Origin of the sequence: Sinanaerobacter sp. ZZT-01 (assembly GCF_035621135.1) — a bacterium.
Classification (GTDB): Bacteria; Bacillota; Clostridia; order Peptostreptococcales; family Anaerovoracaceae; genus IOR16.
On the sequence record NZ_CP141728.1, the window covers coordinates 2,830,457 to 2,842,834 of the forward strand.

The following is a 12,378-nucleotide window of genomic DNA, read 5'->3' on the forward strand; positions in this document are numbered from 1 at the left end:
AGAAAAATATGAAGCTAAGGAAGAGAAGGCTAAAAAGGATTAGTGCATCGATGCTTGCTTTTATGCTTGCTTTTATGTTTGTGCTTCCTTTCGGAAACGCAGCATTTGCCTATGAGGAGGGACAGATAAATTCTGTTTCACTTGGGGAAAAGATTGATGAAAATGTCGTGCAGAAATTCACCGATGAAACATATGTAAATTACATTATAAAATTGAAAGAGCAGGGAGATCTGCAAACAGCATCTGAAAAGGCGGCTGGAATTTCTTTGTTTGCAAAAGATACCCCACAGAAGGCTAAGATTCGCATACACAATTATGTATTAAATGAGCTAATCGATACAGCAGAAGAAACGCAAGACAGTTTGCTTACTTATATTGAAAGACAAAAAGAGATTGGAACCATACGTTCGTATGAATCTTTTTATATAGTGAATGCAATTTCTGTTTGCAGTACAGAAGAAGTCATGCAAGAAATTGCAAAACGTACAGACGTAGAAAAAGTTGTACAAGATCAAACGTATACCCTTAACTATATTATACCGGAAGAAGCGGATATTTCGATGCAAGCCTTGGAAGATAGCATGGGAATCCCCTGGAACCTTTCGAATATCAATGCAGAGCAGGCATGGGATGAAGGCTATACCGGAAACGGAATTGTGGTTGCAAATATGGACTCAGGTGTCGACTATACCCATCCCGCATTAAGTGAAAGTTGGCGTGGAAATGACTCGGACTTGACCGAATACAGTTGGTTTGATTCGGTAAATCAGACAAGTGTGCCGACAGATGGAGACGGACATGGTACACATGTTATGGGCACAATGGTTGGTGAGCTGGAAAATGGAACGAATAAAATAGGTGTTGCTCCAGACGCAAAGTGGATCGCTGCACGCGTATTCGATGATGAGGGAGAAACGACGTCAAGTACAATTATGCGTGCCGGAGAATGGCTGATTGCACCAACTGATGAGGCTGGAAAGCCACACGCAGAAATGGCACCTGATGTAATCAACAATTCTTGGGGGGGAGATACAAATGATGAATTCTTTAGAGATGTTGTACAAGCATGGCGCAAAGCTGGAATTGTTCCCGTTTTTTCAGCAGGTAATACGAGCTATTCGAATCTCGGTGGTGCAGGATCTGTAACCTCACCTGCGTGCTATCCAGAAGCAATTGCAGTTGGAGCACTGGATCGTTCAAACAAAATTGCTTACTTTTCTTTATTAGGTCCTTCTTCTTATGGAGAAATAAAGCCTGAAGTCTCGGCACCCGGAGTCAATATCCGGTCTTCTCTTCCTGGAGGGAAATATGGACTTCTAAATGGAACATCAATGGCAAGTCCTCATGTAGCAGGCGTTGCTGCACTGGTTTTGAATGCGAATCCGAGTCTCAGCGTTGAACAAGTAGAAACAATTTTACAGGAAACCGCAACACCATTGACTGATGAAAAGTATGTAAACTCACCGAATAATGCATATGGGCGTGGACAAATTAATGCATATCGAGCTGTTAAAATGGCAGAACCGAGTGGAGCAGGGATCGGTACTGTAAGTGGTACGACAACTGTTCGAGGTGAAGATTCAGCTATTCCGATCGTCAGCCATGTTCCGGTTAAAAATTTATATAATGTTTATGATACAACGATAGAAGCACAAGTATCAGACAACATTGGTGTGGATTCCGTAGACTTCTTTATCAGGAAAAGCGGAACCGAAACAGAGTATTCCAAGTTAGAAATGAAGCTTTCTGCTGGAAATAAAAAAGATGGAACTTACCAAGTGATGATTCCTGTGACGATGATGGATTTGAATGGTGTTGAATATTATATAAGCGCATCGGATACGGAAGGAAATACAGCGAAAACAGATGTATATCCAGTTGTAGTATCAAGTGGAGTAAAAGTAGGATACTTACAGGATTTTGAAGACAATATTGACGGATTTGAGTTTGGAGGAACAACTCCGATGTGGGAGTGGGGAGTACCGACCACAGGAGTGGAAAGCGCAGCATCTGGAGAAAAAGTAGTGGCTACCAATTTAGATGGATCATATGAGGGTTTAGTGGATTCCATTATGGTAATGCCGGTGATTGACTTATCTGATAGAGACGGTGCAGCTTTAAGATTCAATCATTGGTATGACTTAGGAGACTTTTATGGTGTCTTTAATGACACGGCTGAAGTGTGGATTGGAGAATTACCAAGCGGGAGTACCGATCCTTCTGACATAGATTTTAACTTAGCACGTATTTATAAAAGTCACAATGATAAATGGGATTTTGAATACATCGATTTGACTCCTTATAAGGGGAAAAAAATTGTCGTTATGTTTGGGCTTCGTTATGGTAGCTTTTCCGATCAGAGTGAGTTGGGGTGGTATATTGATGACCTGCAGGTTGTCGAGCCGTCAGAAGAAATTCCGGCAACTCCATATCAGTATTTGAATTTTAAATTGAAAGATCGCACGACGGCGTTAATCACATTTAATAAAATCGACGATGCACGGATTTCCAGCTATGCGATGTATCGCTCAACCTCACAGGCTGGTCCGTATGAACTCATTTCAACTGTTGATGTTTCAGAAATAGCATATACTACCGTTACGCTTAAGGATGTTCCCCTTCCTCAGGCAGGAACTTACTATTATTATGCAGTCAGCCGTATTGGCGAGAATGAAAGCGGACCGACACAAGTTTTTTCTCATACATTTACAGAAGGAGAAACAATTATAAAGTACGATTTTGAAGAAGACGATCAAGGTTGGGTTTCAGAAGCAGAAAGTGAAGACGATGCTTCTTTTACAAGAGGAACCATAGATTTTAGTGAGTATAAAAATCACAATATGCCGAAAGAAAGTACTTCTCTTGGAAAAAATCCAGATAGCCCGAATGTGTGGGGAACAGAATTGAATGAATATAGAAAAGTGGATAAAAAATATACACTTGAATCACCAGCAATTGATTTAAGCAGCCAAACGAGTGCAAGGCTTTATTATCAAAACTGGTTTAACAGTTTTGGAAGAAAAGGCTATGATGATTATGGGTATGGACCTTATAAGGATGACATCGGCTATGTTTATTACAGTGCAGACAACGGAGAGAACTGGGAACAAATTTTTATATTCAATGAAAAAAGTATGAAAAACTCAAGAGTGCGTGAAAATTGGTATTTGGATTCTCAAGATATTCCAAAAAAATATTTAACTGAGAACTTTAAAATACGCTTTGTTCTTGAAACTGGAGATGAAGATTCGGGACCGGGTTGTGGCGGCTGGTATATTGACGATATTGAAATTACCGGTGGAGCTCCAGACATTGGTGGGAGCACAAAAACGAGCAATGAACTAACTTCGTTTGACTTATCGGATGTTGTCGCTAATACAAACGGAGAATTTGTAAAAACAGAAGAAGGGATTGGCGGCGGCCATTTGCCAATTTCTGCAAATATCACAGTTAAGGAGAGTGGAGTTGGCATAAAAAGTGAAATCGGAAGTGGTGCTTACAGTTTTAATCACCCGGCCGGAAATTACACCCTTGTATTTGAAGCGAACGGGTATAAAGAGCAGGAAATTCCAGTAACGATTTCAAAAGACGAAAATGTGATTGTAAATGTTGAATTTAACACATTGGAAGAGAGCACACTGATCTTAACTGTGAAAAATCTTGCGGGAAATAAGATCGCAAATGCAAAGGTGACTGCAGTCGGCGCTTCTGGTATTTTTAGAGGAGTGACGGATGAATTTGGTGCAACTCGCATTGATGGATTATATGAAGGGAATTATGCTGTGAAAGTAACGGCACCTGGTTATGCACCAATCGAAAGAACGATTGAAATTGTAGAAGGAGAACAGGCAGATCTCGGTACGCTTACACTTTCTTCACTTTCAGAGGGTGAGAAGTATGAACTCTTTTATGACAGTGGTACGGTGACGACTAAGAGCGGATTTAAAAGTGATGGCGGAGTTTACGGTGTAAAAATGACGCCGAGCAAAATGGTCAAAATTGATGCCATTAAAATGTTCTTTACAGATGGAGATGCAGAAAACACAGAGCAAAATCCGGTTGGGAAAAAATTTATGTATACAATTTACGGAGATAGCGGAACAGATGGTTATGCAGGGGAAATCCTTGCCGGTCCTTTCACCGCAGAAGTTACAGCTGCTGATGACTGGACGGAAATTTCTTTGGCAGAACCACTCATTGTGGACGAAAGTTTTTATGTGGCATATACGCAGATAGGTGACAAGACAGCGGCGCCGAGAATTGGTATAGATGGAACAAGCCCTAACAGTAAGAATTCTTACCTTTTAAGCGGAGGAGCATGGCGAGAACCGAGTGTAAGCGGTGCAATTATGATCCGCAGTGTTGTCACAGCAGTAGAAACCACCACTTATAATGGGATTATCATTTCGCCAGAAACATTGGTATTAAAAGAAGGGCAAAGTGCATCACTTATTGTAAAACTTTATGAAGAATCGAATCGGTCTATTGATGTGACATCCGGCGCAGGTTTTAAAACTTCAAATGCAGCGGTGGCAACTGTTTCTGAAAGTGGAGCAGTCACGGCGGTTTCTGCAGGAACAGCCAAGATCACAGCGACATTTACAAACCCGGTAGACGGTACAGAATATCATGCAGATTCCAATATAACAGTAAGAAAAGTTTCTGAAGGAGGCTCTAACAGTTCAGGAAGCTCTGGCCGTAGCGGTAGGTCGACTCCCACATCAGATACTTCCTCAAGAGCGACGATCAACGGAAAGACAAGTGATATCGTAAAAGTTGAGAATAATGTTGCAACGGTTGGATTGACTCAAAATAATGTTGCGCAATATATTCAAAATGGTATGATGGAAATTAAGGCGATACAGGCAGAAAAAGTAGAGGTAAGTTTGCCACTTTCAAAGCTAGCAGGGCAGACGGGACTGATAACCCAAACTAAATCTAATAAAGCGGAACTTTCCAGGGCGTTTCTATCTGAGTTAAAAGAAAAATATGGAGAAGACCTAACAGTTACAATCAATAAGGATCAAGTTTATTTTGAAAAAAATGGAAAAAATGTAGCGGTTGAGTCCATGAAAAATCCAATCAAATTAACGCTTGATGGTATTTCTTCCAATTCCTTAATTGCAGATGAGAATGGGAATGTGCTGACTTTCAGTAAGCAAGTGGGAAAAGCTGTCACATTATTCAGCTATGGAAGCGGAAAATTCAAAGTAATTTCTGGCGGAAAAACCTTTGCTGATATATCGGAACATTGGGGAAAAGATAATATAAGCTTTGTAGCAGACCGGGGTATTTTCGGAGGTGTCGGAGCAGATTCTTTTGATCCAAATGGAGGAATGACTCGAGGTATGTTTGCAATGATATTGGCAAACATGGAAAAGGCAGATATCAAAGGATATAATAGTACAGCATTTGCTGATGTATCTACAGATGCTTGGTATGCTCAGGCAATTGCATGGGCAGCAGAAAAGGGACTTGTAGATGGTACGGGCGATGGGAATTTTGCTCCGGAAAAGAAAATTACAAGAGAAGAAAGTGCAGTACTTTTAGATCGTTATATTAAATATAAAAGCTTTGAATTTGACAAAACAAAGAATAATGGATTTTCGGATTACAGTCAAATCAGCAGCTGGGCTGTAGAATCCGTCAATAATATGCAAAGCTATCGTATTATTCATGGAAAAACAGATGGAGATTTTGATCCAGCTGGAAATGTTACTAGAGCTGAAGTAGCAACAATAGTCAAGAATTTTGTAGACGTTGCATTGAATTAAATTAGGATACGAAATACAGAAAACTATAAAAATATAAAAATATCCGCAGGATTTTTCTTGCGGATATTTTTGCTATTGTTATATAAAGAGGTTGCGTTTAAAGCCATAGTTTAGAAATTATAAGTCTACTTTATAAGAGACAACTTTACCAATATAATCAACCTCATGAATGGCATCATAAGAATAAATTTCATGTGACCGCTCGTCTGGAATTAAAAGTAGCTTGTCTTTCACATGAAAAAGACGGCGGAGCGTTGGAATCTTACGCCCAACTGGATAAAATGCAATAATATCTCTATCCTTTAATAGGGATGTTCTTGTTGGTAAAATATACAAATAGGAATGGTTTGGAATGGTGGGTGACATAGACGTATCTCCTAAAAATACATTCAAGAGCTCGCCATTTGTATCAGATTTTGTAACGCATCCGCTGGATAAGGATATTTCTTTCAAAAGTTCACCAGCTTTTGAAGTGTCATCCAGACTTATGTATTTTGATGAAATTTCTAAAGTAGAAAGGACATCTAACTTTTCAATGTGTTTTCGAAATTCAGATGACAACTCTCCATTATTGTCTGCACGGCATAGACTTTCCAGCATGATTTTATTTAAAGTAGAAGAGGCCAGCATGTATTCTCTTACCAGTTCTGGTGCTTTTTCCATATAGCCTTGAAAAACAAGCTGGGACTGCTCTTTTGAACCACATACTTTTGCTAAGATAAGTGAAACTTCTTCAGATGGAGGAGGTAATTTAGCATTTTTTAATTGGGATATATATGAAGGAGTTATTGTTAAATTTAAGTCGGCACACCGTTTTGAGATTTGGCGTAAGGATAATTCGCTTTTTTCTATAATTTGTTCAAGCATTTTCGCATAATTCATGAAGCTTCCTCCTGTTTTTCAGTTCAGTAGATAATTAACTATATCATTAAGTGTCACATAATGTCAATTTGTTTACTAGATGTTGCCGAAACAAATCTCTTTTCCTAAAATTATATACAATATACGGTTATGGATGTTTGACAGGGGGTAAATTCCTATTTATAATAAAACAATATTAAGGAACGTATTGCTGTAGTGAGAAAGTGATATTAAAGATGGGAAATATGATGAAAAAATATCCTACAATAGAAGAATGTGAAAAATTATGGTTAAAACATAATACACCCAAACATGTAATTGGACATTGCAAAGAGGTTTCACGTGTGGCGACCATTCTTGCTGAAGCATTGTCAGAATGTGGTGTTCCATTAAATGTACCTTTAGTGCAGAGTGCAGGATGGCTGCATGATATTAAAAGAGTCGAAGAGCTGCATTGGGAAAAAGGGGCGCAGATTGCCTATGATCTAGGGTATGATGATATTGCGGATTTGATTTTGGTGCATATGTCTTATCGAATCAATGGTGAAAAAAGAAACATCACAGAACTAGATGTGTTGTGTCTGGCAGATCGAATGGTTTTGGAAGACAAGTTTGTCGGCTTAGATTTAAGAATGGATTATATTATAAACAAATCTAGAGAGGATAAGAGTGCGGAAGAGCGGATTCGAAAAAGTTTTTCGCAAACGAAGCTCTTTCTGAAATATGTTGAAACGCTGCTTGGAAGAAGTTTGTTTGAAATTATGAAATAGGAATGTCATTGCTTACTTTGTCATATGTTTTAACATAGGGACGAAGGGGTGATTTTATGATGCAGCGATATGACCGATGGGGTTTAAAACGTGAAAAAAGGACTTGGATGCAGACTCTTTTAAAGCAAATTCTTATTTCTATTCTGATCTTACTTTTAGTTATTTTAATAAAAAAATTAGATTTAGCCTTATTGAATGAAACGATGCAGACATTCCAGACGTATATTGAAAAGGATTACACTAGTATTGAGTTAATAGACTCAGGAAAAGCGGTTTTTTCCAATGCAATAGAGTTACCTAAAAAAGTAAATGAAAAATTGAAAGAAAGCGAAAAAACGATTAGCTTTGTTCCTCCCGCTGATGAAGAAGCGATTATTTCTACCTTTGGAGAAAAAAAGGCGTATTTCGGAACCGAAACAAACGGGTTTGAACGAGGAATGAAATTTTCCTCTGATCGTGAACTTCAAGTTTATGCAGTAGCCGGAGGAACGGTTGCAGAAGTACAGGAAAATGCGGAAAGAGGAACAACTTTGCAAATCAGCCACGGGGATCAAATAGACTCTAGATATGAAGGCTGTACGCAAGTTTATGTAAAGCCATTGCAAAAAGTAAAACGGGGACAGCTCATAGCCTCTGTATCTGCGGATACCGGAAATTATCTTTCTTTTCAACTATGGGTTGATCAAGAAATTGCAAACCCCGCTGATTATATCTCATTTTAGGTTCTCATATGATTCATATTTATCTTAGAGGAATTAAAACAGAAATCCACTTTACTTTTTTTCTGTTGATTATTCTAGTTACTTTTACAGGAAATTTTTTAATTGCCTTTTCCTCTGCTTTTTTTTCTTTGTTTCACGAGCTTGCACATGGGACGGTTGCTCGTGCTTTGGGGTATCATCCTCAAAAAATATCAGCAGGGTTATTTGGTGGTGTTCTTTATTTGTCAGAAACAGCAATTAAGCCATTACATGAATTGTGGATTCATTTAGCGGGACCGGCATTTAATATATTGGTTGCGTCAATTTTCTATGCCTTTTCTTTTTTCTATTCTGGAAGTTGGGTTAATGAACTAATTTTATGTAATATAATCTTAGGAATTTTTAATTTAATGCCATTTTATCCCTTAGATGGCGGAAAGATAATTGGATTATACCTTACATATTTTTTTGGATATGGGAAGGCAGACCGATTCTCTGAAATTTTTTCAAAGATATTTTCAGTTTTCCTTTTCTTTTTAGGAGTTTACTTGGTACAATATAATTTGATGAATTTGCTGATTTGCGCTTTAGCTGTCAACTTAGCTATCGTTTCAAGAGAAGACAATCGTTTTCTCTTCTACAAATTGACAAAACGGATTGAAGATCGAAGGCAGAATTTTAAGCCTAGAATGGTTGTGTGCAACCAGCATATACAGGCAATGAAGATATTGCAGGCATATCGCCCTTATGAAGCCCGCATGTTTACTATTGTTAATCGTAAAGGAAACTATAAAGGTCAGCTAAATGAAGAAGAAGTTTTATCAGGGATTTACGACTGTGGAATCTATGCGGATTTTCATAAGTTATTAATTTGGAAGCAAAAGAAAAATAAAAGAATGGAGAACAATCAATGACTTTAACAGAACAACTGGATAAGCTGCTGATGAAAGTGGAAAAACCTGCTCGTTACATTGGCGGAGAATTACACTCAGTAAATAAGGACTTAGGCGGTGTAAAAACGAGATTTGGATTTGCATTTCCGGATACCTATGAAATTGGCATGTCTTATCTGGGGCTTCAAATAATCTATCACATATTAAATCATTTTGATTCCGTATTTTGTGAGCGTATCTTTGCGCCTGGCCTTGACATGGAAGAGCTGATGAGAGAAGAAAACCTCCCCTTATTTACATTAGAAACTAAGACACCCGTAAAAGAAATGGACATTTTAGGATTCACGCTTCAATATGAGCTTTCCTTTACCAATATCATTAATATGCTGGACTTGGCGGGAATTCCATTTAAGAGCCAAGAACGGAGTGAATCAGATCCGTTGATTGCCGCAGGAGGTCCCTGTGCATTTAATCCAGAACCATTAGCGGAAATTATCGACTTTTTTATGCTCGGCGATGGCGAAGAAATATTAATAGATATTTGCAAAATTCATCAGCAATGGAAGGCGAGAAATGGCAGCAAACGGGAATTCTTAGAAGAGATCAGCCAGCTTAAGGGTGTATATGTTCCTGCCTTTTATCAACCAATATACAATGAGAATGGAACATTCCAGTCTATGGAGAAAATTTTCAATAAAGCTCCGGATAAAATAGAAAAGAATATTGTTGAAGATTTGGATGGTGTTGATTTTCCAAACAGCAAAATCGTTCCTTTAATTGAGGTCGTTCACGACCGTGCCGTTGTTGAAATTTTTAGAGGATGTACAAGAGGATGCCGTTTTTGTCAGGCTGGGATGATTTATCGTCCGGTGCGTGAGCGTTCGCGGAATCGGATTACAGAGATTGCAAAAAATCAAATTACTTCGACTGGTTATGAAGAGATGTCTATTCTTTCACTATCCACCAGTGATTATTCTGAAATTGAGCCATTGGTTACGGATTTAATGGGGATGTGTAGAGAAAATAACGTATCTTTATCTTTGCCATCACTACGTTTGGATTCCTTCTCTTTTAATGTTTTAGAGCAAATACAAGGATATAAGAAAACCGGGCTTACTTTTGCACCAGAAGCAGGTACGCAGAGACTTCGCGATGTAATTAATAAATGTATAACGGATAAAGATATTTACAGCAGTATGGAGCAGGCGATTTCATTGGGGTGGACAAGCGTTAAGCTTTACTTTATGGTTGGGCTTCCAACTGAAACTTATGAAGACTTAGATGGAATTGCAGAGATTGCGAAAAATATTATGGATATTGCATATCGGGTAAATGGAAACAAGCGTGGACGCTTTAACGTTACGGTGAGCGTATCTAATTTTGTTCCGAAAGCGCATACTCCTTTCCAATGGTGTGCGCAGGATACCATGGAGAGCTTTGAGGAAAAGCATCGCTATCTGCGTGAAAAAATCAAAAAAATTAAAGGTGTGAGTTTTAATTATCATGGAACACAGACCAGTCATATGGAAGCCGTTTTTGCCAGAGGGGACCGACGAGTATGTGAGACCTTAATTCGGGCGTGGTCTTTGGGTTGTAAATTTGACGGCTGGAGAGAACACTTTCAATATGAAAAGTGGATTCAAGCATTTCAAGAAACTGGTATTGATGATAATTCCTATGCCTTTAAGGCTGGAAACCCGGAGGACAATGCTCCTTGGGGACATATTGACTGTGGCGTTTCAAAAGAATTTTTACTTTCAGAATGGAAGAAAGCCAACCAGTGTGAGCAAACGCAGGATTGCAGACATGGCTGCGAGGGCTGTGGCATCAATCAATATGTGGAATGCAGACAGGAGGGGACATTATGAGTCGGTATGTATTGAAATTTCATAAGCAGGGATACATGAAGTATATATCCCATTTAGACCTCTTACGTTTATTTAAAAGGAGTTTTAAACGTATAGGCATTAAGCTCCAGCATTCACAAGGATTCAATCCGCATCCTAAAATGAGTTTTGTACAACCGCTTTCATTAGGATATACAAGCGTTGCTGAGTATCTGGAATTTGAGACCATTACAGAGGAAAAAACAAATCATATTATGCAGAAATTAAATGAGGCTACCCCGCATGGGATCGAAATTCTTGCGTGTCGTCTTATTCCGCAGTCGAAAAAAACACTTGCAGCTATGGTGGAGTGTGCGTGCTATGAACTGCGATTTCAAATGGATGACACCTGCGACTGGAGTGAAAAAATAGAAGCTTTCTTAAAACAAGATAAGATTATGATTTTAAAAAAGCAGAAGAAAAGTAAAAAATACGTGGAACAAGATATTAAATCTATGATTCGCAAATTATCCGTTCAGCAAGTTGATATTAACAATAATCATATTATGTTAAATGCTATGATTGATGCTGGAAGTATCTCTAATTTAAACCCTGAAAAGCTGTTACAAAGTTTCTTTGACTTTCTTGGTCATCCTTTTGAAAAAGAAGAGGTTTCTATAGAAAGGAAAGAGATCTTTTATATAAAAGATGAAAGATTAACGCCTATTATAGAAATGGACAAAGAAGCTCTTTAATAAAATGTAAAATATTGACAATTCAAACCTTTTCTTATATAATGTAAAAAAATTACAAATGGAAAGGGGAATGAATTATGCTGAAAAATAAGTATACTTTATCTCAAATAAAGAAAGTAATTCCTTGGCTTTTGCTCTTCGGAATTGCTTTTTTTATTTATTTCGGAGAAAAAATAAAAGATCAAGAGAGTGGAGATATTGAATTGTTTCCTAAAGAAAAAATCAGTGAAATAGAAAAATCCAGTGGCGATGAAGTGAGTGACGAGGCTGAAGAATTAAACGAAAAGGATAATAAAGTTTTAGAAGATAACGTGATTTTTATTGATGTAAGCGGAGCGGTTCATAAACCGTCTGTAGTACAGTTGACAGAAGGAAGCCGTGTTTTTGAAGCCATTGAATTGGCAGGAGGAATCAATGAAGAAGCAGATACAAAGAATATCAATTTGGCACAAACACTGAAAGATGGAGAGAAAATTTATATACAAACAAAAGAAGAAGCTTTATCTGGGACAAAGGTTGAATCAAAGATTCACACGAATAAAGAAGGCGGAGATGGTGAAAATAAAATAAATTTAAATCGGGCAGATTCAATGGAACTTCAGAAGTTAAAAGGTGTTGGTCCGTCCACGGCAGAACGTATTTTAGCATATCGCGAACAATATGGTGCATTTAAGAGCATTGAAGAATTAAAAAATGTAAGCGGTATTGGAGAAAAAACTTTTGAAAAATTAAAAAATTATATATATATTGAATGATTTTTGTATAGTATTGATTGAAATTGCCAAAAATATCACTGAG

8 protein-coding genes are annotated in these 12,378 nt (G+C 37.9%); 7 read left to right on the top strand and 1 reads right to left on the bottom strand.

Features of this window, described 5'->3' with window-relative positions; genetic code table 11:
* Positions 1 to 8 precede the first annotated feature (8 nt).
* The gene (locus U5921_RS13730) at positions 9 to 5,774 is read left to right on the top strand and encodes a S8 family serine peptidase (protein WP_324824024.1); all 5,766 of its coding nucleotides are present in this window, start codon (positions 9 to 11) and stop codon (positions 5,772 to 5,774) included.
* Between the two features lie 117 nt (positions 5,775 to 5,891).
* On the opposite strand, the gene U5921_RS13735 is transcribed toward U5921_RS13730, so the two are convergent.
* A complete protein-coding gene (locus tag U5921_RS13735; RefSeq protein WP_324824025.1) occupies positions 5,892 to 6,656 on the bottom strand; it encodes a S24/S26 family peptidase in 765 nt (254 codons plus the stop codon).
* A gap of 224 nt (positions 6,657 to 6,880) precedes the next feature.
* On the opposite strand from U5921_RS13735, the gene U5921_RS13740 reads away from it, so the two are divergent.
* From U5921_RS13740 to U5921_RS13765, 6 genes are all read left to right on the top strand, one after another.
* Positions 6,881 to 7,405 (top strand): HD domain-containing protein, encoded by a 525-nt coding sequence (locus U5921_RS13740; RefSeq protein WP_324824026.1) that lies wholly within the window; start codon positions 6,881 to 6,883, stop codon positions 7,403 to 7,405.
* A 56-nt stretch (positions 7,406 to 7,461) separates the two neighbouring features.
* A complete protein-coding gene (locus U5921_RS13745) occupies positions 7,462 to 8,127 on the top strand; it encodes a M23 family metallopeptidase (RefSeq protein WP_324824027.1) in 666 nt (221 codons plus the stop codon).
* An 8-nt stretch (positions 8,128 to 8,135) separates the two neighbouring features.
* A complete protein-coding gene (locus U5921_RS13750; protein WP_324824028.1) occupies positions 8,136 to 9,020 on the top strand; it encodes a site-2 protease family protein in 885 nt (294 codons plus the stop codon).
* Positions 9,017 to 10,867, top strand: a complete 1,851-nt coding sequence (locus U5921_RS13755) for a TIGR03960 family B12-binding radical SAM protein (RefSeq protein WP_324824029.1) — start codon at positions 9,017 to 9,019, stop codon at positions 10,865 to 10,867. Before U5921_RS13750 ends, U5921_RS13755 begins: the two co-directional genes overlap by 4 nt.
* Positions 10,864 to 11,580 carry a TIGR03936 family radical SAM-associated protein gene (locus tag U5921_RS13760; RefSeq protein WP_324824030.1) on the top strand — a complete coding sequence of 239 codons (717 nt, stop codon included), beginning with the start codon at positions 10,864 to 10,866 and terminating at the stop codon, positions 11,578 to 11,580. The genes U5921_RS13755 and U5921_RS13760 overlap by 4 nt, the downstream gene beginning before the upstream one ends.
* Before the next feature lie 77 nt (positions 11,581 to 11,657).
* On the top strand, positions 11,658 to 12,335 hold the full coding sequence (locus U5921_RS13765; protein ID WP_324824031.1) for a helix-hairpin-helix domain-containing protein: 678 nt from the start codon (positions 11,658 to 11,660) through the stop codon (positions 12,333 to 12,335).
* The last annotated feature ends 43 nt before the right edge of the window (positions 12,336 to 12,378 follow it).